The sequence below is a fragment of the Algoriphagus chordae genome (assembly GCF_003254055.1).
GTDB classification, from domain to species: domain Bacteria; phylum Bacteroidota; class Bacteroidia; order Cytophagales; family Cyclobacteriaceae; genus Algoriphagus; species Algoriphagus chordae.
This window is the reverse complement of the sequence record NZ_QKZT01000004.1, coordinates 112,384-138,741: the sequence shown is the minus strand read 5'-3', so window position 1 is coordinate 138,741 and position 26,358 is coordinate 112,384. Positions and strand designations below refer to the sequence as shown.

Genomic DNA, 26,358 nt, shown 5'->3' with positions numbered 1-26,358 from the left:
CATGAAAAGACTAAATAAAACCTTTTTCGCCTTCCTCTTTGCCTTATTGCCTATGATGGCAATAGCTCAGATCGACGGGGAAGTAATCAAGCCAAGAACGGGTAAGTTTCTACTACAAAATGCAACCGTAGTAACAATAACTAATGGCGTTCTAAACAATACCTCGGTATTGGTGGAAGATGGAAAAATCAAGGAAGTTGGTGCGAATATCTCTGCCGACGGAGCTGAAGTAATAGACTGCGAAGGCAAATTCATCTACCCAGGAATGATAGATGGTGGCACCAAACTAGGACTAGTGGAAGTGAGCTCTGTTCCTGAAACTGTAGACTATGCAGAAATTGGGAATTTCAGCCCTAATATGCAGGCTCTAACAGCTGTAAACCCTAATTCAGTTGCAATTCCTGTGACTAGAGTTTCTGGAGTTACGACTGTACTGACTGTTCCTACAGGTGGATTGTTCCCTGGCACTGCTGCATTGATCAATCTAAATGGCTATACGCCAGATCAGATGTATGCTGGTTTCAAAGCTATCGTAATGAATTTCCCTAGCTCAGGACGTCGTGGTAGATTTGATAGAAGATCTGATGATGACATCAAAAAAGCCAATGAGAAAGCACTCAAAGAAGCAAATGACCTTTGGGATAACGCAAAGAGCTATGCTACTCTGGCTGCCAATGGTGCAGAATTAGAATACTATCCTGAAATGGCCCAAATGGCTAAAGCGACAACTGGCGAACTACCTCTTTTGATTGAAGTAAACAAAGCTTCTGATATTCAAGCTGCCATCAAATGGGTGGAAGGCAAAGATGCCAAAGTTATCTTTTCCGGAGTATCTGAAGGATGGAGAGTAGCAGAGGAAATCGCTAAAGCAGGAATCCCTGTGGTAACAGGACCGATTCAGTCCCTACCTACTCGTGATTCTGATCGATATGACACACCTTATGCTAATGCTGGTAAAATGGCTAAAGCAGGAGTGAAAGTGGCAATCAGAACAGACGGCCAAGAGAACGTTAGAAATCTTCCATTCTTTGCTGCATTCGCTGCAGCCTACGGAATGGGAAAAGAAGAAGCATGGAAAGCCGTTACGATCAACACTGCCGAGATTTTCGGTGTGGCTGACCAATACGGATCTGTGGAAGCTGGAAAAGTAGCAAACCTGATCATCGCTGATGGTGATCCATTTGAGACTAAGACCAATATCCTACATGTATTTATTGATGGTTATAGAATGCCACTTTCTAATCGTCAAATCAGGCTATACCAAGAGTTTCTTGACCGTTCTCCTGGATTGAAGATGAATTAATCTTCCAAGCTAAGTCAATTAAAACCACAAGGAGAGTTCAGATTTTGAGCGATTCTTGTGGTTATTGTTTTTATAAAAGGCCACAAAGAATCTCACACTGAGATTAATCATCCTAGAGATGTACCTCGTCATACTCGATTTCTTGTGGTTTTCTTTTATTTTGCACAAGCTATGAAAATCAGCCTGCCCGAGGCAAATAGGCATGAGGAGAATAGCACACCTAGCTGAATGAATACAGTTTACGAGTCAATCCCATTTACGGGATAAACTTAGAAATTCCACATAACAGATGAAAAGAATATATATCCCATTATTACTCTCGTGTTTCACACTCCTATTTTCCTGCAAAAGCGAGAATAATGAAGCTGAAGTTAATTCACTTATTGAAGCAAAAAGAGCTGTAATAGCACCAGACAAGCGGGTTTCACTTTGGGAATTGAGGTTTGAAAATGACTCTCTCAAAGGAGAAACAAATCAGCCTGAGGCCTTAGAGGAATTGGTAGACGAACTCAAGGCTCAGCAAATCAGCTTCACGGATGCTGTACTCAGATTACCAGATGCAGGATTGGGAGAGAAAACCAAAGCCTTGGTTACCATATCCGTTGCCAATATCCGTAGTCAACCCAAGCACTCGGCAGAACTCGCCACACAAGCATTAATGGGAACACCACTCAATGTTCTGAAAGAAAACGATGGCTGGTTCTTGGTCCAAACCCCAGATGGATACCTTTCTTGGGTGGACAGAGCTGGTGTACATTTGATGAGCGAAGCAGAATTGGAACACTGGTTTCGTGAGCCGAAAGTTGTCTTTACAGCACTTACTGGTCATGTTTGGAAAAGTTCTGACAAGACTGAAATGGTTTCTGATCTAGTGGCTGGAGATATTCTAACCATTCAGGATGAAACGAAGGATCAGCTAAAAGTCAACTTGCCTGATGGCCGTCAAGGATGGATTTCCTCATCAGAAGCCCAAGATTGGGAAAGCTGGATAGCTTCTAGAAACACCACACCGGAAGCATTAATCAGTACAGCCAAGCAAATGATGGGAACTCCTTATCTCTGGGGAGGCACTTCTATCAAAGGAGTCGATTGCAGTGGCTTCACTAAAACCATCTATTACCTCAATGGACAAATCATTCCTCGTGATGCTTCTCAGCAGATCAATGAAGGCGAACTTGTAGACGCAGACAAAAACTGGGACAAACTGCAGGTCGGAGATTTACTTTTCTTTGGTGTAAAAGGAACTCCAGAGAAAAAAGAGCGAGTAGTCCATGTGGGCATGTGGATAGGAAATGGAGAGTTTATCCATTCCCGAGGACTGGTTAGGATCTCTAGCTTTGACCCAAATAACCCTAATTATGACGAATATGAATTAGGAAGATACCTAAGAACAAAAAGAATAGTAAACGTACCTTCGGAACACATTTTATCAGTATCAGAACTTTTAACCACCAATCAACCATGAATGTAAACAAACCCATTTTGGCATTCGCTTTGGCCTTTGGCTTTAGCTTGAGCACAAATGCACAACAGGTCACTGGCTTCTACCCCAAGGACAAAACCAAGGAAGAGTCCATTGAGAAAGATTACCTGAAAGCTGTCAATTACGGCCAATTTAAGGTTCACCTAAAAGAACTCACCAAAGCTCCACATATCGCAGGCACACCAGAGAATGAAGCTGTCGCGGCATACATGACTAAGGTGATGCAAGAGGCAGGAATGGACGTGACCTCCTACCCTTACGATGTGTATTTGCCAAATAAACCTGGCGAGTCACTTTTGGAGATCATCACTCCGGAAAAGATGACTTTGTCTCAGCAGGAAGGTCCGATAGATGGAGATCCTTTTTCTACAGATTCAAGATTGCATAAAGGATTTAATGCCTACTCAGGTTCTGCGGATGTCACCGCTGAAGTAGTTTATGCCAACTATGGTGTGAAAGCTGACTTTGAAAAACTTGCCGAATTGGGTGTTGATCTCAAGGGTAAAGTAGTGATTGCTAGATATGGTGGGAATTTCCGTGGCTACAAGGCCAAATTTGCTGAGCAATATGGAGCTGCAGCACTGATCATTTATACCGATCCTAAAGATTCTGGATATGGTAAGGGCGATGTATATCCTGATGGTCCATTTTATAATGAAACTACCATACAGCGAGGTTCTTTATTGACGTTGGATTACACAGGAGATCCACTCACTCCCTTCGAGCCAGCTCTACCTTTAGATGGAGATAAAAAAGTGAAACGCTTAGATCCAAAAGATGTGGCATTCCACACTATTCCTGTTTCGCCAATTGGCTATGGTGCAGCAAAAGAGATTCTGAGTAGAATGAAAGGCTCATCTGTGCCTGAAGGATGGCAAGGTGGATTACCTTTTGAGTATAGAATTACTGGTGGAGCTGATCTGAAAGTTCGTGTAAAAGTAGAGCAGCCTGTAGATTATATCAGAGCAAACAATATTGTTGGGAAGTTTGTAGGAACTGAATATCCTGACGAATGGATTATTCTTGGAAGTCATTACGATGCTTGGAGTTTTGGTGCTACTGATCCTAACTCAGGTACAGCGATGATGCTGACTTTGGCAGAAGCCATGGGTGAAATCATCAAAAACGGAGAGCGTCCAAAAAGATCAATCCTGATCGGACACTGGGATGCTGAAGAGCAAGGAGTAATTGGTTCTACTGAGTGGGTGGAGCAATTCAAAGATGAATTGGGTGCGAATGCAGTGATTTACATGAATTTCGACGGTGCTGTTTCAGGTAGAAATTTTGGCGTATCCGCAGCTCCTACCTTGAAAAATCTGATCATCGAAGCTTCTAAGGAAGTAGCTTATCCAGATTCTGCTAAGACTGTTTATCAGGTTTGGGCAGGAAATAAAGAAGAGCCAAGAATTGGAAACCTCGGTGGTGGATCAGATCACATTGCATTCTATATGTATGCAGGTGTACCAAGTATGAGTGGTGGAGCTGGCGGAACTTCTGCCTACCATTCCAATTATGACAACTTCCATTACTACAGCAAGTTCGTTGACCCTACATTCAAAATGGGAGGAACAGTTGCTTCTTTGATAGGCGTCTTGACATTGAGATTGGCGAATGCTACCATCATTCCTTACGATGTACCTAGATATGCTCAGGATCTGAGATTGCATTTTGACAATGCTGTGAAATCCGTTAAAGAAATGGATCCTTCATTTAATTCCTTTGATAAGGTCGATGCTGCTATCGCAAAGTTAAAAATTAGTTCAGCAGCTTACGAAAAAGCAATGAATGCAGCACTGGCTTCAGGTGATTTTTCTGACAAAGAAATCCATGCCTTAAACAAGGAATTGATTTCATTGGAGAAAAGCTGGATCGATCCTAAAGGAATGTATTTTGGGTCTTGGTATAAATCACTTTATGTAAGTACTGATCCATTCTCAGGCTATGCTTCTTGGATATTACCTGGTATCAAATACGAGGTGGAGACTAACTCAACAGATCGTCTAAAAGAGTGGGATACCCGCTATGCTAAGGCTATTCTGGATTTGAGCAAGAAGGTGGATAAGATGACGAAGAGTCTGAAATAAGATGCTAGACCTTAGGTTTTAGATTCAAGATGCAAGACATAAGAATGGGCTTAGATTAAATTCTAAGCCCATTTTTTATTGATTTTGAAGATTGACAATATCCTGAAAAATGACTTTTTCGACAATTTTAATAACAAGTTAAATTCAAACTAGCTTTCTTGTCAACCTGACTAGAAATCATTATATTCCTTAGTTGTTCTTAACTATCAACTAAATCAATCATGGAAAGCATCTACGTAGGTATATTTTTGTTAGCAATAGGCATTCTGATCAAATTTTTCCCTGGACTCTTAGCTGGTTACAATAGCCTATCCAATAGAGAAAAAGAAAATGCTGAAGCCAACGGACTACCCACCTTTGCTGCTATGGTATTTGGAGCTATGGGGCTGATTTCTGTTATAGGATACTTTATTGGAATTTGGTTAGAAATGCCGTCGCTCAGTAACATATGGATTTTGGTGACTATAGTTGGTATGATAGTTTTGATTGTTTTCGGAAATATGCTTGTGAATAGAAGAGCGAGGTAATTCCTAAAAAAACTCTGACTTCCATCGAAGTAGAAATAAAAGAACGGTCTTGGATTGATTTCCAAGACCGTTTTTAAATTATAGCTATTCTTAGTTTAAAGCCGCGGCCGCATTCAGATTTCCGTAGCCATATTCTGCGTTTCTAGTAGGATATAGATCAGAAGTCGATTTCATTTTATCGAGTACTTGTTCTCTTGTCCAGCTAGGATTATTTGCCCAGACTAAGGCTGCTATTCCGGATGCCGTAGCAGTCGCCACTGAAGACCCTCCTACCGTCGAGGGATCATTACTGTATAGTGCTGTGGTCAATGGCTTGCTGTTGGATCCTGCACGCTCCATGATCACTGTGAATTCTACCTGAGAACCTGAATGACAGGTATCACATCGCTGATAACCATTTCCTTCTTTCACTCCGGTGACAGCTACCGTTTCAGACATCGTTGCTGGGAAAATAACCCCTACCCAATTGGTAAACGTAGTGGAAGTGCCAGCTGCGGCAAAAATCAATTTTCCACGATTATGTGCATATCGGATTGCATCAGCCACTTTGGAACTAGAGAACAAGTCTCCAATTGACATACTAATGATATTCACATCAGATCTTTTTGCTAATAATACCAAAGCCTCAGCAACGCCATCTTTTTCATTTCCAGAATTAAAAATCACATCAGAGGTACCCCGCACAGAAATCAAATTGGAATTATATGCTACACCCAGTGCATTTCCAAATGTATTTCGTGGTGAAGCCACCACTCCTGCCATGGCTGTTCCATGACCACATTGATCTGTTGGGCCATCGTACTTTTTCCACCACCAATAACCTGTCTTATAGGTTCCATAACTTTGAACAGTACGTCCAGCAGATTGCCCATTGTTGAATGAACCGTTAAGTGCTGGCTGATCAGGAGACAATCCTGTGTCGATCACGCCAACCGTAATTCCTGCTCCTGTACTTTGATTCCAGGCTTGAGAAATACCCATTTGATCATAGTTCCAAGAGGATTTTGCACCAGGAGCAATTATTGAATAATCAGAAGCAGTAATGGTTTCAGGTTCATTTTCACAACCCGAATCACTCAGAATTCTTGCCGTTTGATCATCATTCAACAAGTTGTAGTCAAACTCATAACCACGAGGCTCGAAGTATCTGACCTCCTGCATAGATCTCAGGTTTTGCAAAGCCTCCAAGCTATAAACCTTCAGCTCTAAAAGGGGTAAGTCTGTATGAATCAATGATTCATCGATTGCCCTCATATTGCTAGCTTGCTTTGTTAAGTTAAGTCCCGAGATCATACCGATAATGTCAGTAGCGGCTTTTTGCATTTCGGGATTATCCACTGACTCCAACCCTATACGAGCATTAGTCAACTCTTTCCCAGCTGCCTGATAGCCGATGGTAAGGACAGAATCAGTCTGAAGCAAGGCACTTAAAATCAATTCCTCCGATTGATTTCCCCAGACAAAATCTCCAGTTTCTTGTAGCGATTTCAGAATAATCTGATCGATTTCGGAGGAAGGAATTACTTCAGTTGCGGTTTTGGACAACTCCGCATGGGAGACCTGTGGCTGCTCATCTGTGCTACATGAGACTACAAAGAGGGCGATAAAAATCAGCCCAAAAATCTGATTGTTTTTTAGATACTTCATAAAAATATTGGTTTTAAAAATTGATAATCAATAAGTTAAAAAAAATTCAGGTATCTACAATGAGCACAGTAGTCCTATTTTCCTAGGCATGGAAGACGGGAGACAGAAGGCTTGGAAGTAGTAAGTAAAAGTGACAACCAAAATCAGGCATAGTCAAAGTATTTAGTAACACTTATCAAGTAGCAAGTATAATCAGGACCTGACAATACATACCACAACCATTTATGGATATGCTTGAAAACCGTCTAAAATTCTAACCTACCCTAAAATTCATTTACACTCTTTTCTGGATAGTGTCAACCTGCTCAAATTCAACGAGAAATGCTATTTCTTAGACCAGCGTCTTAGATAACTGCTCATTCAAATAAGCTTTCATCTCCTCTCCTTCTTCCACTTTGATTTCACCTGGCAAACCTAGAATAAAGCGGCCCAATCCAGGAAGTTGTGGGATTTCTCCATTAAAATAATACTGATTTCGGTTTTTGATAAACATAAATGGCCGCGCATTCGGATGCTCTTCCATCATAAGTTGATAGGCTTTCTTACTCAATTTCAATTTTACCAAAAACTTATTCTTCCCGGTAAATCCAAACATTTGAGTTCCAGGCAACTGATGCTTGCTTTCAAACTTCCAAGCTTCCTGAGCCAATACCACCTCACCGATACGTTCAATCTTGAAGACTTTCATGCTTTTACTCGCAGGCTCGAAGGCATGGATTGCCTCATAATTGGAGGAGAATGCAACGGGTTCTACCAAACGATCACTTGTGGTATCCGAACTCAAAGAATAATAATCTTTCAGCCAAACCTGCGTCTTTTTCTGGATGCTTTGACCGATTTCATCTACCAGTCGGCCTAAGTTGGCATTGAACAGTTGCTCAGTACCTTGCTTCACTTCTGAACGCACAGCCAGTTTTTTCAGAATAGAATCATGAAGCATATTTCCTTTGCCCTGACTTTCGATCATGGATCTAAGCCATTGATTTTCCTCCTTAGAAAAAGTCCCGTAATTCAAGGTCTGATCCATTCCTGGACGCTGCTGTATTTTGTACTTGCTAAATTCCTTCACCACCTCAAAGCCCAGTGCTTCAAGCAATTTGAAATAGCGATAAATCGTGCGCTCATCGGTCTCTAGGAGTTCCGCAAGTCGATGAACCGGCTTCCCAATATTACTCTGTAGTAAATTGATCAATTTGAAAACGCGAAGAATTTTTTGCTGTTCGATCTTTCCGGCCTGGCTCATAGTAGATTCTGTATTTAGAAAGTTAAAAGTAAACAATTGAGGAAAGGAAATGGAATAATTGACGTGTATTGTCAGTAAAATTCTATTCAAGCTTTTTCAACAGCTAAACAAAATTCCTTCTAATTTTAGCTTAATGAGTTACCAAGTACCCAACCTCAATTCTACTAAGGCTAGATTACCTGCCGTTACCGCCGGCATTCTATTCCTCCTTGCCTACTGGTGCTTCGGTTTTGATGGGATTACTTTTAGTGACGATGTCTATTATTTGCTGGCTGGTCAGAAGTTCTGGGAAGGAACTATGGAGGTCAATGACTACCATTTTTCCAGTCGTTGGGGAGCTTATGTACCTTCGGGATTAATTGGGTTTTTGATAGGCTTTGATGCTCATAAGATCTCGTTTATATCTCTGCTGAGCTATTCAATAAGTCTACTTTTATTAGTCAAAACCCTCCCTAAATCAGCTCCATCCTGGGTATTGGTTCTTTGGTTTTGCACGCAGGTATATTTCCTACACTTTCTGACCAAAGCCTATCCAGACAGCCTTTTGGTTTTGTGGACTTGCCTTGTTCCCATTGCTGCAGTTTACCGGAAAAGTAAGCCAGTTATAGCAGGATTCGTATTGGTATTAGCGCTTTTTGCAGGTTTTCTTACAAAAGAGACCATCGTATTACTAGCTCCCTTTCCAGTCCTATTATTCTATTTCGACTGGAAGAAGAAAGAGATCAAAAGCTCATTTTACTTCGCTGTGCTAGCATGTGGAATCTTACTTTCATCGGCTTACCTAAGTTATTTCTGGATTAAATTCGGTGATCCCCTGCATCGTGTCACATCGATCAATGCTGGGCATTACATTTCCGAGTTTACTTACGCTGACAAAGGCCTATGGTCAATGGTGCGAAGACTCAGTATCTTGCCTATCATCACCTTTGTAGAGCGATCCTACTGGGCGTGGATAGTATTTGCGCTTCCAGGAATAGCATTAGGGTTGAAATCCAGGAAAACGCCAGCAATTGAGTTTACACTGGCTGCTCTCTGCCTGCTGATTGGTTTTTGGTTTATGACTTCTACCTTGGATTTTTACAACCCTATCTACCTCAATCCACGTCATCTGATTATCATCGTTCCCTTACTGTGCATGCTGATTGTGATAGGTTGGAATGAGTGGCAAATTTCCAGAAAATGGAGAATCTGGATAATGGGATTATTAGCATTGGGTGCTGCGATCAGTTTGCTACAACTCGATTGGAAAATGGCGGGATTTCAACTTGCTTTAGTTGCTGCTGTTTATAGCTATCAGAGCAAATTTCAAGCTTTTTTTATTGGTATTATTTTGCTCGCTCCAGCTTTACTGGCCATTCCATATCAAAAGAATTTGAAGCAGTATCCTTCTATGATTGAAACTTTAAGTTCTGAAGCACAATTAACTAATAATCAATCATATTTACTTACAAACAATTTCCTTGTATTTAGCGAACAGGTACTTTTCCCAGAAGATGAATATACCCAGGATAAGCTCCATGAATTGGATAGTTTTCTGACTTGGGAGCAAGCTAAAGTGGATACGGTTACACTCCTACTTTACACCTACTATCAGCATGCCTATCCGCAAGAGCAGAAGGAAATAGATACGGTATTGAGTAAGCTGAAAGAGCTAGGATATAAATTAAAGGAAGAAAAAGATGAAGGAGTTATTTGGAAACTGGTTTATATAAAATCAATTCCACTAAAGAAATAACTTTTCATCTTCATTTGGAGGTGGATAGGCTAAAAAGCATATCCGAATCCTACACCAGCATATAGTGGCCAAAAGCCATTGTTATTGAAAATTGGATTGATATTGATTTTCCAGGTAAATCCACCATCCACAGGCACACGTCTATAGCCAAAATTCAAAGTTCCCATCAGACTAGGAGAACTATCCACATCTAGAATAAAATTATAATCCGAAGACTCGTATGTCGTACAGGTATAAATTCCTGTGTTAGGATCATAAGTACCATCTATGCAATAGTCGCTATTGCTGTTGTCAAAAGTAAAAAACGTGGCTCCAAAACCTACTTCAAAATAATGAGGTCCTTTACCCAACAATTTATTCACCATCACAGGAAGTGAAAAGAAGGAACTTTGGTCAACTGCATAGCCACCAAAACCAACTCTCATTCCCCAGGAATCCACTTTGGTTTTGTTAAAGCGGAAATCATAATTGAAACTATAGGGAAGTCCTGCTCCACCTAACTCAACAAAAATAGATTGAGTAGCGGGCCTGCTTTCTGCTTCTTGAGCAAATGCCAATTGACTACTGAAAAGAAGGGCGAATACAAAGATTAGGCTTTTCATATTAGTTGGTTTAAGAATTATTTATACTAATTAACGCTATTCGATCTAAATTGATGTTTAGATTTGATTAAATTTTACCAGCTCAACTTTCCAACCACCACAATAATATAAAATCATCCTTTTTATGAATAGAATTTTAAAAATCAAGCGTACTAAAATGACCTTGGGGATTCTAGCTTCCTACTTGGTTATGATGATTCTTGTGGCATGCGTAAATCAAGCGGAGACAGATCCTTTTGGAGAATGCCCAGGTACCGTGAGTGCTAATGCATCAGATGTCAGCTTATTTTATGAGCCCTCCAAAAATTATCAATATGCCACAGAATCTGATACTGTGAAATTTGATGAATTCAATGTGTATTTGAGGATTACACCAGAACCGACCTCCGATGTTTCATGGATGTCTAGTTTTCCGGGCTCTGCTTATGCACTATCCTGCGCACAATTGTTTGATTTCAAGAATATAACATCCATTGCTGTTACCCTACTTGCACCATATGGTGGTTTTGCCGCTGGCACAGATATCTCCAAGCACATCAACGTAAGTGATGAGCTATTGCTTTCCGAGCTCAAAGATTTTAATAGTTCTATCGCTCAGTATCGACTGACTATTAATATTTTGCCAGCAAACGAATCACAATTAAAGACTAAGACCATCCTTACTCTTAAGAATGGAACTCAGAAAATTTTTGAGTCTACTTCCCCTGTACTTTTAACCAACTGATTATATGTTAAGAAAAATACTACTAGGTATTTTTGCCGCTGCAATTGTACTTGCCATAGTTTATATGCTAGGTCCTAAGCTAAAGAATCAAGAAATCACCATAGAATTTCCTGAGGTTCCTACACGACTAGCCGAATTGCAAAAGTATGTCAATCAAAGAGAGGATTCCGTAGTTGGACTAAAGCCAGGCAATGAAGCCTATATCGTCTGGGCAGATAGTTTGAATAAGCGAAAGACCCCTTACTCAATAGTCTATATTCATGGATTTGGAGCCAGCCCTATGGAAGGAGATCCAGTTCACAGATTTCTTGCGGCACATTTCGGAGCCAATCTATTTGTAACCAGACTTCCTGAGCATGGTATCAAAAGAGCTAATGGTATGGAATATCTCAGTCCTCAGGCATTGGCTAATGCAGCAGGAGAAGCTTATCAGATAGGAAAAAGCCTAGGAGATGAAGTAATTGTAGTGGGCACATCTATGGGCGGAGCCTTGACCTTACTTTTGGCTAGCCAACAACCAGACATTAAAGCTGTAGCAGTATATTCTCCAGCCATCCGAGATTACGGCGAAAAGCTATCTGCCTTATTCAATCCCTGGATGGAAAAATTAATGGAGACAACCATGATGAAGAAGAAAATGATTCATGAAGAAAGAACAGGTGAAAAGAAACTATACTGGTCAGAAGATTATCATATCCATGCTTATGAAAGTCTAGCGACCATTATGTATAGCAATATGAATGAAATGACATTCAAGAAAATACACCAACCACTATTTCTAGGCTATTATTATAAGGATAATCAGGAACAAGATCATGTCGTGTCTGTGCCCAAAATGAAGGAAATGTTTGAGGAGATTTCTACTCCTGTAGCGCTAAAGCGAGAAAAGGCGTTCCCTAATTCAGGTGACCATGTGATCGGCAGTTCTATTACCTCAGGTGACTGGGAAGGCGTACTATTTAGCACGATTGATTTCTTGGAAAATGTAGTTAAAATCCCTGCAAAACCTGAGTTTCAGGAAAAAGTAGATGAGTTGCTGCAGGTGCAGGATTCTATGGGGAAAATAAAGTAAAACAGTTGAAACTAGCTTTTCACAGCTACAAGAATTAAAAAGACCAAGTGAATGCTTGGTCTTTTTGATTACTATTATTCGAACTTCGCTCTGAAAGGAACTGCCGGTAAATTCTGATTATTTACCAAATTCACCTCAGGATTGTCCGCCCAAGCATAACGAATTTCGCCAGTTTCCATTCCGTCTGGCACTGTGATTATAATTGATTCCTTATCAGAAATCATAGCGGTTACCAGTTGGAAATCACTATCCTCATTGCCAATTATAAATCCCTTTACGTCTTCACCTTCAGTCAATTTCAGTCCTTCACCTATAGACTTGAATTTAAGGATTAGCTCATTTCCATTTCTTGAGAGTGAATCAAACTCTGGACCAGACGCGACATTTTTCTCTCCATAAGCAACTTTTCGCGCTTGCAGCCAAAGTCGCTCGCCAACATCCTTTTTGTTTTTAGGATGTATATCACCTGCTTCTCCTATATCTATGATCGTTGCCATGCCTGTTTTTGGCAGATCCAAGGTCTGCGTCTGAGCCTCTCTCAAAAATGCCCAGTCACTATCCGCTTGAACTTCCTGACGCTCCATGTAATTCGCCAGTTGGACAAATAAGAAAGGAAAATCACCAATACCCCAGTTCTCACGCCAATTGGTAATCATGGTAGAGAAAAGCATTTTATACTCTTCATGACGGCCAGCATTACTTTCTCCCTGATACCAAATCGCTCCTTTGATCGAATACTTGCTAATCGGATCAATCATGGCGTTATACATCATCCCCGGCATCCAGTTGTACCACTCAACTTTTGGCAGTTGTGGTTCTACCGCAGAATTAGAATAAGCCCAAGTGCCTTCCAGAGAAATTTTCTTCCCTGACTCTAGCAGATACATTTCATCCTCTTGACCTATTCTCGGCTGATTATTCCAGGAATTGATCGCACGAACAGAAAGCACATTTTCTCCTTTCAGAAGCATCTCATCTGGGATTTCTATATCTGGCATCGCCACTCCCCAGTCTTTGTAATGCAGTAATTTGCCATTCAGGTACACATAAGCCATTTGATCCAAATTGGGCAAATGTAGGCTTACATCATCTGTATTAGTTAGCCTAAACTTCTTTCGAGCCCAGGCGATATGTTGCAAAGGATTTGCCTGAGGAAGACTAATTCTATTCCATTTTGAATCATCATAAGAAAGCGCCGAGGCATTAAAGGCTGTTAACGAATCTGGCTTGCTCATCATAGAGTCACGCTTCTGACGATTAGCTTCATTCTCTTTTAACTTAGCTTCCCAGCTCGCATTATTTTCAGTAATATCTGTCGCTTGTTCATTGAAAGAACCTTCCAATTCTGCCAAGATCTCAGCATCTGTCCATCCTTCTACTGGTGTTCCTCCCCAGTTTGATTCTATGATACCTACTGGCACTTTCTTTTCCTGATTATTGCGCTTCGCAAAAAACCATGCTACAGCTGAGAAGTCTTTCAAATTGACTGAATCAGCTACTTTCCATTCACCTCCTACTACATCTTCCAGTTTCACAGCGCTGTATGAATTCGGAATTTTGAAAAATCTAATTTGAGGATTACCTCCTTCAGCAAATTCCTTTTCAGCACCAATCACTTGTGATTTCAGTCTCCACTCCATATTGGATTGTCCACCTGCGACCCATACATCTCCAATATAGACATCATTGATTTTTTGCTGATTCACCTCCATCGCATAAGGTCCTCCAGCTGGTAATTTCGGCAGTTTCATTGCCCAAGTACTATCTGGCTCAACAGTGCCACTAGTTACAGCACCAGCCAAACTAACACGTACAATTTTGCCAGGGATTCCTTTGCCCCAAACTGAAATGGCTACGTCTCTTTGTAAAACCATTCCATCGCTAAAGAGCCTTGGGAGATCTACTTGAGAATTAAATTTTGATGACTCACAGGAGAAAAAAATAAAGAGGACGAATAGTTTCCAGGTATGTTTCATAGGGCTTGGTTAATTCTTATGGGAAATTGCCGAAAAAATCTGAAACATCTAAGTATTATATGATTATACCTGTTCAATATAGGAGGATGATTGTTGCAGAAATGAATAAAAAGGGCAAGTCGATTTCGAGCATCTTCCCGTTGAAACTTACTTATTAACCGCTTCTAGTGAATTTACTAAATAGGCAAAAGGTGCATTCCAATTAATCGCAATTTCATTGGATGCATAGCTACAACTTTCATCTGTATAAGATTCATCTGCAAAGGAACTTGAGTAGTTACATCCATCTTGTTGCCCAGGATTAGGCCCGCCTACTATAAAGCCCGGCAAAGGAGGTAAATCAGGTCTTGATACGGCGAGTCTATGATGTGGATGCTGAGGTGATTTAGTTCCAAAACCAGTGACATATGAATATCCAGTTGCATTTCTTCCCAAAATATAATCTAGGTTGTCATAGGCTCCCTCCAAAAATGCACGTTCCCCATTTTGCTTATACGCGTACAACAAAAGAATCCCCTGATTAGCAGCTACTGCATTTGAACCCCAAATGAAATTCTTCACATTGGTCTCAATGGGACTTTGAAAGGGCTGCTCAGCAACAGCTTCTATTTGGCTTCTTGCAGCTGTGAGCAAATTGATTTTAAGTACTGCCATCCACTCTAGTGGCAGAAGTGTGATCTTGTCTTGATGCCTAAGCAAAGAATAAAATCCTAGCCAAGACACCTGATTCCATGAAGGTAGTTTGAAGCTTTGATCTGCATCCGCCAATTCATCCCAGTAGATCAAGTTATGCGTCGTAATAAAGAGTTCTGAAGCTGCCCAAATACGTTCATCGTTAGCAGAAAAATCTCCATAAGCACCTGTTTGTATATCTGGATCGAATGCCTTATTCATCTCATTTTGATTGTAAAGCACGTTCGGATTAGCTTTCGCCCAGCCCCATGCTTTTTCGGCCGCTTTCAAATAAGAAACCGACTCTTCCGGGTAATAGGACTTATAAATTCTAGACGCTTGTGCCATTACTGCTGCAAAGTCCAAAGTTGCTGTGGTACTCTTCGCTATCATATATCGCTGCGAAATTGCCAAATGTGGCTCCACCATTCCTTCAAATTTGGCGGTGCTTAGTTTATGATAAACTCCCCCATCTCCAGGATCCTGCATAGAGATCATCCAGTCCAGGTTCCAGCGGATTTCATCCAGTAAATCTGGTATCTGATTTCCAGATTCAGGAATGTTCAAATCAAGATTTTGAAAGTAGTCTGGATAATCCTCAAAAAGAGAGAGTAATGTCCCAACAGTTATTCCCGAATTGACCACATATTTATTGTAATCTCCAGCATCATACCAGCCGTAAGGCGAAGAAACCATTTCCTCAGCTTTTCTAGTTTCCGAAGCTGCTGAAGGGTGAATCATTACTTGATCATCTGGATGCCCCATAGATCTAGCCCAAATTCCAGCGTATGCTTTATCCAGCTCTACGCTAGCTCGCTGGTAATAGAAGGCCTTAATACTAGCCATTCCAAGGTTTTGATTGATATGTGACTCAATCTCAAAAGGGTAGGATTTCCCAACTCCATCCAAGATCAACACATAATTTCCAGCTTTACGAAACTGAGAGAAATCAGCAATTCTTGAAATATGACCAGAACGAGTTTTTTTGATCTGCTTTTCCAATTTCCCCTCAAAAGCAATATCCTTTTTGTCTGTATCCCAAATCAGAAAGTCTTCTATATCCTCATGATTCAAGATCACAGCAATTTTCCGCTGATCGGGATAAAAGCCTATCTGGTTGAGGCGAATAGAATCGTCCTCAGCTAGACTTTCATCTATCATTGGAGCTTTACATGCCAACTGAGTCAAAATAAGACTAAAGAAGAGTATACTTTTCATTTTACTTAACAAGTTGTATTTCAATTTTTTTAGAATCCATTACTTCAACCAATACGCATATTTATATGCTCCCTGATTTGGAATTCCAATCCAGAGAATATTGTCAATTTCAACCACAGAGTTCACATTTGTTCTAAGGTTAAGCCCAGTTGTTTCCTGCTCCAATATTTCCCAATTCCCTTGCTCATTTTTGTGTAAAACCAAAGCAGGATTAGCATCCATTCTACCGATTTTCAATCGAGCATTTTCTTGATTTCCGAGTAGCAGGAGATCAAAACCTTTGGCAGATTTCAGTGCAGTAATCGCCTGAATAGGAGAAGATTGGACAAGCGTTGGTAAGTTTACTTCTTCAAACACTCCATCCTTCAACGTGTACATCTTTGTTTCAAGCACTTGAGCATCTACCCTCTTGGCTTTTTCAAGTTCTTGTGGGTTTAGGATGTCTTGGATTTTGGCTTTGGAGAACTCTTCATGTGTCGGGAAGAGGGCCTTCTTTTTATATAACTGAGCAGCGAGCTCATCCCTTGAAAAGAATGGAAACTCCTCGCCCATTACAGGAAAAGTCATCAGAGGATCGATTGATCCATTATTATCAAAGTCCTCATAATAAACTCGTACAGGATTATTGACATCAGTTTGCATCCTAGAATTCAAGCCCCAATTCCCTGCCAGCAATTCGGGGTTCCCATCTTCATCCAGATCCTGAATAAGGATAGATGACCAAAGTCCAGATTTTCTTCCAGGTAAAAATTCCTCTGAGCGATCTATTACTTTTCCATCTTTAAGATTTAGGATTCGGATCCTATCAAACTCAGATGCTACGATCAATTCATCTACGCCATCATTATCAATATCATAAGCTTGAGAAGCTTTGACTCTGGAAATATTTCCTAAGGAAATCAGAGAAAAATCACCTTTGCCTTCATTAATCCAAACTTGACTAGGAAGAGATTCTGGCCATCTTCCAGGCACATAACCTGCACCTACAAACAGATCATCCAACCCATCACCATTTGCATCCCAAACTGTCACATTCTCTGAAGGAAATACTCCAAAATCCATTTTAGATTCGGTAAAAACTCCATTTCCCTCATTGATCAACAGCACATCTTTCTGTCTGGAGTCATCTTTGTCCAAATCATAATATCCGCCCTTCGCCACATATAGATCTAAGTCAGAATCACCATCAGCATCCAAAGCCGCTATAGAAGTAATGGTTGGAGAATCTGAGCTATATATCAGGTAATCATCTTTATCCATTGCAATTCCTTCCTTCGAGATAGAAATCACTGTTTTTCCATTAGCTATAATTACTTCTGTACTATCATCCCCATTCAAATCAGCGGATATCATTGAAATCTTAGCTTGCGAAAGGCTATAGAGTAACTGAGACTGACGCTTGAAATCATTGGGAAGTACAGTGCTGTCTGTATTCAAATAATTTCCAATTTCTGTGAACTTGTATAGAAGTAGATTTTCTTCGAATCTTCTCGAACCTGCATCTGCTTCTACTATTTCATGGATTTGATTTATGGATGGATTGACCAGAAGAGATGATTTTCTATTTTTCCAACGAACTTCCACTGAATCGACCTTCCCATCTCCCAAACCAAAGTGCATGAGCGCACTCACATTTCCCTGATAGCCCTTGTAAATCTGCTGTTCCTGATAATTGATTTGACCGTTTTGATAGACAATCACTTTTGCTCCCACACCATCTGGATTTCCTTCCAGGCCTATTAGTCTAAGCTGAAGAAAATTAGAATTACTGCTTTCTGAAGTTCTGTTTTCAAAAATTTGAGCAGGCTCATTCAGATTATTAATCACCAAATCCAAGTCTCCGTCCAGATCCAAATCCGCATAAACAGCACCATTGGAATTTCCCGGTTTATCCAGCCCCCAACTTTTAGATTGATTTTCAAACTGAATTCCATTGATATTTTTGAATCCATAATTGCCAACTTTCGTCGCAGGCATTTTCTTGATCAATTCATTGATCCCCGCAGCTGAACCTTTAGAGTTTTGAAGAAATTCATTTCTATAATTGATGAAATCCAGATTGGTGAAATCCTTCAAAAAGCCATTACTGATAAATAGATCCGTCAAGCCATCGTTATCAAAATCAGCAAACAATGGCGCCCAACTCCAGTCTGTAGCGCTTATTCCTGCCAGTTGACCGATCTCAGAGAATGTTCCATCCCCAAGATTCAGCTGCAGCATATTGCGCATGAGCTGATGATGAAGCCCAGCTTTAAGAAAGAGGTTGTAATGCTCGTAATTCTCTGGGCTGAAAAGCAACTTTTGTCTGGTATTATCCTCTGGAAGCATGTCCAGACTAATCAAGTCAAGTTTGCCATCTCTATTGACATCCGCGGCATCCACACCCATGGTGTAGAGACTGGTATGACCCATGGCTTCATTTATCTTATTCGAAAAAGTGCCACCACCTTGATTGATATATAGGTAGTCTGGTGCAGAATAGTCATTGCCAAGATAAATATCTGGCAAGCCATCTCCATTGAAATCAGCAATAGAAGCTCCCAAACCATAACTTAAACCTGTCTGGCTAAGTCCAGACTCAGCGGTTCGGTCTTTGAAAACTCCATTTTCATTCTTGTAAATCTTTGTGCTACTCATCGAATCCGCTGTGTTCAACATCGCCTCGAAAGCATTGATATTTAGATTATTGAAAAGTCGTGGATTGTGATTGAGCAGAAGCATATCCAAATCACCATCCAGATCTAAATCAGAAAAATAGGTTGCAGTGCTGAAGCCAGCATCATCTAATCCATAATCAGAGGCCATTTCTTTAAAAAATGGAATCCCTTGCTTATCCAAACCTTGATTGACAAACAATTGATTTCTTCGCTGCTCAGCTGGCAAATCACCAGAATAGCAGACATAAATATCCTTTAGCCCGTCCCCGTTGATATCAACGATTGCCGTGCCTGTGGTCCATGAGTTATCCCTTCCGGCAGTTCCTGTTGCTAAGGTGATATCTCTAAATTTCAGGTTTCCCTGATTCAAAAAAAGCTTGTTTTGGTTTTGATTGGCAGTGAAGTACAGATCTTCCAAACCGTCATTATTGAGGTCGCCAACAGCTACACCACCCCCATTATAGAAATATTGATAGGTAAGAATGTTTGCAACTTCAGTTTCTTGGATCTGATTGATGAAGGAGAGTTTGGTAGAATCTGCGCTTAGTTCCTCAAAAAGTGTAGGTGTAATTTCCTCCTTTTTTCCCTGACAAGCAGCAACAAGAAATATTGCTCCTAGTGCAATGACTTGGAGTGATTTTACTATTGTATTCTTTCTAAATGTGAGTTGGGGGATCAAGCTCAGTGATTTATTGATTTTGTGATTTCCCATAATGGGGAAAGTGACCATAATTTCTTTGTTCATCGGGCAGAAAGACAGATGAAAGTTGACCGAATTACCCTTACCTGTGGAGTTCTATCGCCCCTGATCATTTAAAAGCTGTTGGAGCTGACTAGGTCATTCTCGATTTGTAGCCCAATTTCACTGCAACAAAAGAGAATTTAATTAGTTGTGCTCTCTGCGAAATCTTTGCGCTCTCTGCGGTTAAAGAGACTATCTAGATTTTAGAAAAATCTCCGAGGCAAAACGTTCTGCCCCGGAGATTGAATTAATAAACCTCTTATGCTATACTATTTAATTAACTGCTCTAATTACTCTGATATTATCGACACCAAGTACAGCTTGGATATCATTTCCCGTAGTGTTAATGACAACCAATCTAAGTTGCTTAACCCCCCCAGAATCTCCTTTCAAGAAGTCACCATAAGTATTTAGTCGAGTAGATCCGTTGGTCAGTCTGCTCATATTGGCTGACAAGGTGTACCAACTTCCATCGGTATTGCTGATGAAATCACTCATCGGAATATTGTAGCTCAGCTCATTACCTTGACTATCTGGATACCAGATCTGCATTTCCAGTCCTGCAATAGAGACCGTAGTATTGATAGCTACTTCAAATCGAATATCATAATTTGCTGCTGGTGTACTAGGCTCGTAACCATCGCCTTCAGGGAAGATTTGAACCCCGCCCCAATTAGCTAAATTGATAACCTTGTCATTATTCCATCCATAATTAGCAGGAAATGCTTGATTCATTCCACCGAAGCTTCCTTCCAAACTAGAGATACCTGGCTGTGAAGGCTGGATCATATCCCCTGATATTCCCCATCCCCAATTCCATGGCCATTCTAAGGCACCATTCGTATCGAAATCAGCAACCATGCCCTTATCAGCATAGATCTGCGTATTTCTGTTGGTAGCTGATCCACCTGACTTGGTCACGACTCTAATAGATTGCCCTTCAGAGAAATCAACGTTGTCAGGAACTTTTACAGTAAGAGAAGATCCAGCACTGTTTGCTGTAATTCCAGAGGTCACAAATACATCTTCTCCAGGGAAGTAAACTGTATCTATAAAGTAGAAATATCTACCCAAAAGCGTCAAATCATCACCAGGTTTCACATACTGGTTCTTCACTTGTAATACCTGAGGAGCTGGAGGAAGCGTCTGGAATTCCATGATAGCTTCACCAGCTTTATTAACCAATCTCAAGGTATTTGGCACATTTGGATCTGTAGCTACAGTAGGAACTGAATCACCTACAGTCACGATCACTGTACTATTGGTCACATAGGCTGTGTTTACTCCTAGTGGATAATCGTTCAGATATACTTGTTGTGTACCCAATAGATTATTACCTAAAATTGCCAGTGTGCTTCCTAGTGTAGCAGAAGTAAAAGAACTATCTGCTGTGGTAGGATCTGTATTGCGCACCCGCTCTATAGTTGGCGGGCCTACGTTTATTTCATCTTCATCCTTACAAGCACCTAGCACAAGTACCATTACCAATGCAGATGCTACTAGAAGTGAGTGAGATGATCTTATATTTTTTATGATTTTCATTTGTTTATAGTTCTAAAGAAGTCCACAAATCAATTTTCTACTGAGAAATCATACGGTACCGCTGGCTTTCTCAAGTTCGGTGCTCTTGACAATTCTGAAGATGGAATTGGAATCTTAAAGTTAGATTCACTTACATCAAAGAATCTTGGAGAAGTATCACTCTCAGGAATCTCAATTTCCCATAAAGTAGGGTCTGGAATCTGATCGGCATAAATTCTGAATGTTCCACGATCTTGGTTAGAAAGGATACTGTAAGCTTTAGCAGGATCGTAATACTCTAGTTTGGTAAATTCATACCAAGCCTGTCCTTCCATAGCAAATTCCTTGATACGCTCTTCAAACACATCTTCCCAAGTCACAGAAGTCAATGCATTTACACCAGCTCTTGTTCTAACTAGGTTTACATATGTCAAAGCCTCCCCAGGGTTTTTATCTAAAACTGCCTCTGCATAAGTTAAGTAAACATCTGCCAGTCGAAGAATATAAGTATTAATCTCAGTCCCCTGCTGAACGACTTTACCATCGTTATCTTCAGGTCGTCCTACTACATACTTTTTCACCCAAGCTCTAGAATTGTATGGTCTACTCCCATCAAGACTTCGTGCTGGCACTTCAAGAGGTTGTGCGGATCCTCCTGGAGGAACTTGAGTTATATAAGAATAATGCTCACCTGGGAACATGAAACTACCTTTTCTTCTCTTATCAAATACTAGGTCATCATATAGATCAAGTAGCCATTTGGAAGCTCCGATGTCTCCACCCCATCCATCACCGAATCCGGTAATTTCAGAACCGAAAGCAAGAAATGCCTGTACTGAGTTTTGAGCACCCCACTGACCAGCCTGTCCAGCGTTATAAACCCACTGCAAAGCAGCTAGCGTTTCCTTATTATTATTGTTAGCAGTCTTGAAGAGATCTTCATAATCTTCCATCAATTCTGCTCCACTATTATCAATAACTCTTTTAGCAAAATATGCTGCAGAATCCAGATCGCTTTGGTTTCTAGTTCCAGAAACGCCTGCTTTGGTCAAGTACATCTTGGCAAGCATACCTTCAGCGGACCATTTAGTCAAACGACCATTCAAAACTGAACTCTCAGGGAGATTATCAACTGCAAATCGGAAATCCTTGATAATAAATTGCCATACTGATTCTTCAGTATTTCTAGCAATAGTAGTATCCTGCAATAGAGCCGTATTGTTTGTGATAATTGGAACTGGGCCCCAATTTTGAACCAAATAGGAATAAGCCAAACCTCTCATAAATCTACCTTCTGCTAGGCCGTGATTTTTGATTCGATCTGTCACATCTTCACCAGCATAGGCTTCGATATTGTTGATCAAGGAATTTGACTGAGCTACCACATTATAAAATGCTCTCCATGAGCTTCCGTTTTCAGCAGTTTCCCCAGTAGTATTGAATCGAACATTTTCAAGTTGATAGGATCCAGAGGTAAGTGTACCTCCTCTGGCATCCCCGATACCGTGACTTGCTTTATCATTGTAAGCAAACCACACCATGTTATATAGCGGTGCAGATGCTGCCAAAATCTGATCATCAGTTTTGTAGAAGTTAGCATCTACTATCGCGTCCAATGGCGGCCTATCCAAGAAATCTTCTGAACAGCCCACCATTCCTCCAAGTAGCAAAGTAGCTCCAAGGACTAATTTTTGGAATTTCGTGTTTGTTTTCATTTGTTTATGATTTTTGGATTAGAAGTCAACACCTAAGCTGAATGTATACATTCTCGTCTGTGGATATCTACCATAGTCTACACCGATCAGCTGATTTCCCGCAGACACGTTGTTACCAACAGCAGCACCAACTTCAGGATCATAGCCTTTATATTTAGTGAATGTGAATGCATTTTGTACACCTACAGACAACTTCAAACCTCTCACAACATTTTGCTTCCCGAGTATTTCATTAGGAAATATGTAGGACAGGTTGATGTTTTTAAGTCTAACGTAAGAGCCATCCTCTACAAATTTGTCAGAGATTCTAGTTCCGTTACCATTCAAGTCGGTAGCTGTAATCCTAGGGATATCAGTTCCGGCATTAGCGATGTAAGGATTGCCCGAACCATCCATTTCGATCCTAGCATAATCGTAAGTTTCCAACAACATGTTTCTACCCAAGTTCACATTGTTTGGGTTGATGTTTAGGAATCTATTGTAGTTATAAATATCTACACCAAGAGCTCCTGTAAATAAGATATCCAGGGCGAAACCTTTATACGTAAATTGCTGCGTCATACCAAAGGTGAATTTAGGCCAAGGGTTGCCGATGAAAGTCTGATCACGCTCATCGATCACACCGTCTTCATTGATATCTTTGTATTTGATATCACCTACATAGATACCATCTTCACCTACTGGAAGTGGATTACCTGAATTATCCACTGGTCTAGGGCTAGACTCTACTTCTTCTACACTTTGGAACAAACCTTCAGATTGATATCCATAAAACAACCACGGTGCTTGACCTGGAACTGCTCTGGAGGTAAAGTTATTCAACCACCATGCTGTACGATCGATGAAAGCAGTTTCAGAGAAAAACTTGGTTACTTCAGTTTTGAAACCTGAGAAGTTGTAATTAGAACTCCAAGTAAAATCGCTAGCTCTATTATCAATATTGATCGTGTTGATCGTGATTCCGTAGCCTTTATTTTGCAAAGCTCCAATGTTTACAGTTGGAGTACCTATACTTCCTTCTGCAGATGTACCCATGTACCATGGAAGCGGATTTGGCAGAAGTAGGTTATCAGTTTTCTTAATGTAAAAATCTCCTTCAATCTGAATTCTATTATTTAACATATTCAAGTTAAAACCAAGATTCACAGTAGAAGTCTCTTCCCATTTCAAATTTGGGTTACCAAATCTAGATACTAAGAAACCACCACCCCATGGAGTAGGAATACTAGGTGAGCTAAGCGGTGCATAAATTGCATTTGCATCACCTTGGTTGCCCGTAAGGCCAGTTTCAAAACGAATTTTGAATTCATCTAACCAGGTTGCATCCTGTAGGAAGTTTTCTTCTGACACTCTCCATGCTGCAGATACAGAAGGGAAATAGCCCCATCTATTTTCAGGACCAAAGTTGGCAGAACCATCAGCTCTAAATGCACCCAAAAGGATGTATTTCTCATTGAAGGTATAGTTCACTCTAGCAAAGAAAGATTCCATCGCCCAATGATTTGCTCCACCACTGTTAGTAGCACCTTGCGCAGAACCAAGACCAAGTTCTTGAAGATCATTGGATGGGAAATTCACTCTACCACCTCTTAAGAATTCATATTGAGATTCTTGAGCCTCATGGCTGGCCATGACATCCAAGGCATGCTTGCCCCAAATTGCATTATAAGTAAGCATCTGGTTCCAGTTCCAATAGAAACTATTACTAGCATCCTCAGTCAAACTATTGGTATCATTAGTCACTACGCCTAAGGTGTAGGTTGGTGTGAAGAAGTGGCCGTTGTTATAGTTGATGTTGGTGTTCACCATAGTACGGAACTTCAAACCTTTAACGATGTCTATTTCAACATTGAAACCACCCTGAGCTCCTCTTCTTTTATAGCTTCTATCCAATAGATTAGCCAAAGCAATTGGGTTGGCAGGAGTAAATTGTAAGCTTGAACCGTTTACAGGATCCGCACCACCCCAAGACCCATCTGGGTTGGTTACTGGTACATTTGGAGCCATCTGGATCGCATTATTGATTACATCAGAACTACCAGTAGCCAATTGCTCATCTGTGTGGTAAAGCTGCAAGTTCAACCCGATTTTCAACCATTTCCTAGTTTGGTTATCGATGTTTGTTCTCAAAGAATAACGATCAAATGAGGATCCAATCGCCACACCTTCCTGGTTGAAATATTCACCAGAGATATAGAATTTTGTTTTTTCATCTCCACCGGTAAGGGTAATATTATGCTTGTTCAGTGGTGCCGTTTTAAATAACGCGTCTTGCCAGTTTGTTCCCTCACCTAAAAGTGTTGGATCAAGAAAAGCTGCTGGAGGATCACCGCCAGTGATTTCGCGAATATCATTAGTCATTGTTGCATATTGACTCAATGACATTACATCTAGATTTTCTGGTTTATCCTGAAGTGAATAGAGGTAATTATAAGTTATTTTGGTTTCACCGGACTTACCACGCTTAGTGGTAATCATGATAACTCCATTAGTACCTCTGGATCCGTAGATAGCCGTTGCAGATGGTCCTTGTAGTACTTCCATCGATTCTATATCACTGGGGTTAATACCCGCCAATGGATTAGTAGAAGAAGTGTTACCATAGGATACTGCGGCAGGCTGTACCTGGACTCCATCGATCACATACAGTGGCTGATTTGTCCCACCAATTGAGTTAACACCTCGAATGTTTACCGAAACACCTCCTCCTGGAGCACCCGTGTTTTGTGTCACATATACACCAGCAGCACGTCCTTGTAAGGCCTGCTCCACTGTTGTGTTCACCGTTCGTTCTATGTCTTCAGAAGTCACAGAAACCTGTGCACTTGACATGTCACGTTTTTTCATGGTACCATATCCTACGACCACGACTTCATCTAAAGAAGCTAAATCTTCCTGTAGGATAATATCAATAATAGATTGGTTACCAACAGTCACTTCTTGCGATTCAAAGCCAATAAAGCTAAAAACAAGAATTGAGTTGGGGGAAGGCACGGAAATCGAATAGTATCCGTCTTCCTGTGATGCTACTCCTGTGGTGGTGCCTTTCACCAGCACGGTTACTCCTGGGAGTGAGAGTCCGTCGCCTGAGCCTGTCACTTTACCTTTTACGGTGACTTGAGCGTGGACTACACCTGCCAAAAGCATAAGCCAAAGCGGTAATAGTTTTTTCATCATGAAGGGTTTAATTGTAAGAAATTGGTATATAGGTTTTGAGCAGGAAAAGGATTTCCTGAGCTTGTACTCATAGTGTTGTTTGGGTGGAAGTGTTTCATACAGTTTGGGTTTGTGTTAATAAAAAATCATTCCTTCAAACACCAAAAACTGAGAAGCATTCTTAACATCGAACTTATTTTTTCGATGACGACTGAAGTCAGAAAGACACAATCTAAAAAAGAATTGGATCAGGTTTTTGGGTTTATTGGTTTGATCCGAAT

Annotated in this window: 16 protein-coding genes; 7 read left to right on the top strand and 9 right to left on the bottom strand. The window is 40.6% G+C overall.

The annotated features are described in order from the left end of the window. The first annotated feature begins 1 nt into the window (after window position 1). From LV85_RS05915 to LV85_RS05900, 4 genes are all read left to right on the top strand, one after another. Window positions 2–1,303: an amidohydrolase family protein gene (locus LV85_RS05915; protein WP_111317277.1), complete on the top strand. Its 1,302-nt coding sequence runs from the start codon at window positions 2–4 to the stop codon at window positions 1,301–1,303. Between the two features lie 289 nt (window positions 1,304–1,592). Then, complete coding sequence (locus LV85_RS05910) at window positions 1,593–2,768, top strand: C40 family peptidase (protein ID WP_111317276.1); 1,176 nt, start codon at window positions 1,593–1,595, stop codon at window positions 2,766–2,768. After that, complete coding sequence (locus LV85_RS05905; protein WP_111317275.1) at window positions 2,765–4,870, top strand: M28 family peptidase; 2,106 nt, start codon at window positions 2,765–2,767, stop codon at window positions 4,868–4,870. Before LV85_RS05910 ends, LV85_RS05905 begins: the two co-directional genes overlap by 4 nt. Window positions 4,871–5,091: 221 nt before the next feature. Then, on the top strand, window positions 5,092–5,397 hold the full coding sequence (locus LV85_RS05900) for a DUF3784 domain-containing protein (protein ID WP_111317274.1): 306 nt from the start codon (window positions 5,092–5,094) through the stop codon (window positions 5,395–5,397). A 90-nt stretch (window positions 5,398–5,487) separates the two neighbouring features. Here LV85_RS05900 and LV85_RS05895 read toward each other — a convergent pair whose 3' ends face one another. Together LV85_RS05895 and LV85_RS05890 are read right to left on the bottom strand one after the other, a co-directional pair. Beyond that, the gene (locus tag LV85_RS05895; protein ID WP_111317273.1) at window positions 5,488–7,044 is read right to left on the bottom strand and encodes a S8 family peptidase; all 1,557 of its coding nucleotides are present in this window, start codon (window positions 7,042–7,044) and stop codon (window positions 5,488–5,490) included. 331 nt (window positions 7,045–7,375) lie between these two features. Next, a complete protein-coding gene (locus LV85_RS05890) occupies window positions 7,376–8,287 on the bottom strand; it encodes a helix-turn-helix transcriptional regulator (RefSeq protein WP_111317272.1) in 912 nt (303 codons plus the stop codon). 133 nt (window positions 8,288–8,420) lie between these two features. Between LV85_RS05890 and LV85_RS05885 the strand changes: the two genes are divergently transcribed. After that, the gene (locus tag LV85_RS05885; RefSeq protein WP_111317271.1) at window positions 8,421–10,022 is read left to right on the top strand and encodes a hypothetical protein; all 1,602 of its coding nucleotides are present in this window, start codon (window positions 8,421–8,423) and stop codon (window positions 10,020–10,022) included. Window positions 10,023–10,051: 29 nt separating this feature from the next. Here the strand turns inward: LV85_RS05885 and LV85_RS05880 are convergent, their stop codons facing one another. Then, window positions 10,052–10,624: a hypothetical protein gene (locus LV85_RS05880; protein ID WP_111317270.1), complete on the bottom strand. Its 573-nt coding sequence runs from the start codon at window positions 10,622–10,624 to the stop codon at window positions 10,052–10,054. Window positions 10,625–10,748: 124 nt separating this feature from the next. Between LV85_RS05880 and LV85_RS05875 the strand changes: the two genes are divergently transcribed. Both LV85_RS05875 and LV85_RS05870 read left to right on the top strand, forming a co-directional pair. Continuing rightward, complete coding sequence (locus LV85_RS05875; protein WP_111317269.1) at window positions 10,749–11,348, top strand: hypothetical protein; 600 nt, start codon at window positions 10,749–10,751, stop codon at window positions 11,346–11,348. Between the two features lie 4 nt (window positions 11,349–11,352). Then, window positions 11,353–12,420 (top strand): alpha/beta hydrolase, encoded by a 1,068-nt coding sequence (locus LV85_RS05870; protein ID WP_111317268.1) that lies wholly within the window; start codon window positions 11,353–11,355, stop codon window positions 12,418–12,420. A 74-nt stretch (window positions 12,421–12,494) separates the two neighbouring features. Here the strand turns inward: LV85_RS05870 and LV85_RS05865 are convergent, their stop codons facing one another. From LV85_RS05865 to LV85_RS05840, 6 genes are all read right to left on the bottom strand, one after another. Next, a complete protein-coding gene (locus LV85_RS05865; protein WP_111317267.1) occupies window positions 12,495–14,396 on the bottom strand; it encodes a sialate O-acetylesterase in 1,902 nt (633 codons plus the stop codon). Window positions 14,397–14,543: 147 nt separating this feature from the next. Then, window positions 14,544–16,286: a glycoside hydrolase family 9 protein gene (locus LV85_RS05860; protein WP_245942168.1), complete on the bottom strand. Its 1,743-nt coding sequence runs from the start codon at window positions 16,284–16,286 to the stop codon at window positions 14,544–14,546. A gap of 39 nt (window positions 16,287–16,325) precedes the next feature. Then, on the bottom strand, window positions 16,326–19,688 hold the full coding sequence (locus LV85_RS05855) for a VCBS repeat-containing protein (RefSeq protein ID WP_111317265.1): 3,363 nt from the start codon (window positions 19,686–19,688) through the stop codon (window positions 16,326–16,328). Between the two features lie 270 nt (window positions 19,689–19,958). Beyond that, window positions 19,959–21,227 (bottom strand): glycan-binding surface protein, encoded by a 1,269-nt coding sequence (locus LV85_RS05850; RefSeq protein WP_245942166.1) that lies wholly within the window; start codon window positions 21,225–21,227, stop codon window positions 19,959–19,961. Between the two features lie 29 nt (window positions 21,228–21,256). Next, entirely contained in the window at window positions 21,257–22,921 is a 1,665-nt protein-coding gene (locus LV85_RS05845) for a RagB/SusD family nutrient uptake outer membrane protein (protein ID WP_111317264.1), read from the bottom strand. Between the two features lie 18 nt (window positions 22,922–22,939). After that, a complete protein-coding gene (locus tag LV85_RS05840; RefSeq protein ID WP_245942165.1) occupies window positions 22,940–26,098 on the bottom strand; it encodes a SusC/RagA family TonB-linked outer membrane protein in 3,159 nt (1,052 codons plus the stop codon). Window positions 26,099–26,358 lie beyond the last annotated feature (260 nt).

Excerpts from the sequence above, each read along its gene's own strand:
- LV85_RS05915 (WP_111317277.1), top strand. The coding sequence starts at position 2 with ATGAAAAGACTAAATAAAACCTTTTTCGCCTTCCTCTTTGCCTTATTG.
- LV85_RS05910 (WP_111317276.1), top strand. The coding sequence starts at position 1,593 with ATGAAAAGAATATATATCCCATTATTACTCTCGTGTTTCACACTCCTA.
- LV85_RS05905 (WP_111317275.1), top strand. The coding sequence starts at position 2,765 with ATGAATGTAAACAAACCCATTTTGGCATTCGCTTTGGCCTTTGGCTTT.
- LV85_RS05900 (WP_111317274.1), top strand. The coding sequence starts at position 5,092 with ATGGAAAGCATCTACGTAGGTATATTTTTGTTAGCAATAGGCATTCTG.
- LV85_RS05895 (WP_111317273.1), bottom strand. The coding sequence starts at position 7,044 with ATGAAGTATCTAAAAAACAATCAGATTTTTGGGCTGATTTTTATCGCC.
- LV85_RS05890 (WP_111317272.1), bottom strand. The coding sequence starts at position 8,287 with ATGAGCCAGGCCGGAAAGATCGAACAGCAAAAAATTCTTCGCGTTTTC.
- LV85_RS05885 (WP_111317271.1), top strand. The coding sequence starts at position 8,421 with ATGAGTTACCAAGTACCCAACCTCAATTCTACTAAGGCTAGATTACCT.
- LV85_RS05880 (WP_111317270.1), bottom strand. The coding sequence starts at position 10,624 with ATGAAAAGCCTAATCTTTGTATTCGCCCTTCTTTTCAGTAGTCAATTG.
- LV85_RS05875 (WP_111317269.1), top strand. The coding sequence starts at position 10,749 with ATGAATAGAATTTTAAAAATCAAGCGTACTAAAATGACCTTGGGGATT.
- LV85_RS05870 (WP_111317268.1), top strand. The coding sequence starts at position 11,353 with ATGTTAAGAAAAATACTACTAGGTATTTTTGCCGCTGCAATTGTACTT.
- LV85_RS05865 (WP_111317267.1), bottom strand. The coding sequence starts at position 14,396 with ATGAAACATACCTGGAAACTATTCGTCCTCTTTATTTTTTTCTCCTGT.
- LV85_RS05860 (WP_245942168.1), bottom strand. The coding sequence starts at position 16,286 with ATGAAAAGTATACTCTTCTTTAGTCTTATTTTGACTCAGTTGGCATGT.
- LV85_RS05855 (WP_111317265.1), bottom strand. The coding sequence starts at position 19,688 with ATGAACAAAGAAATTATGGTCACTTTCCCCATTATGGGAAATCACAAA.
- LV85_RS05850 (WP_245942166.1), bottom strand. The coding sequence starts at position 21,227 with ATGAAAATCATAAAAAATATAAGATCATCTCACTCACTTCTAGTAGCA.
- LV85_RS05845 (WP_111317264.1), bottom strand. The coding sequence starts at position 22,921 with ATGAAAACAAACACGAAATTCCAAAAATTAGTCCTTGGAGCTACTTTG.
- LV85_RS05840 (WP_245942165.1), bottom strand. The coding sequence starts at position 26,098 with ATGATGAAAAAACTATTACCGCTTTGGCTTATGCTTTTGGCAGGTGTA.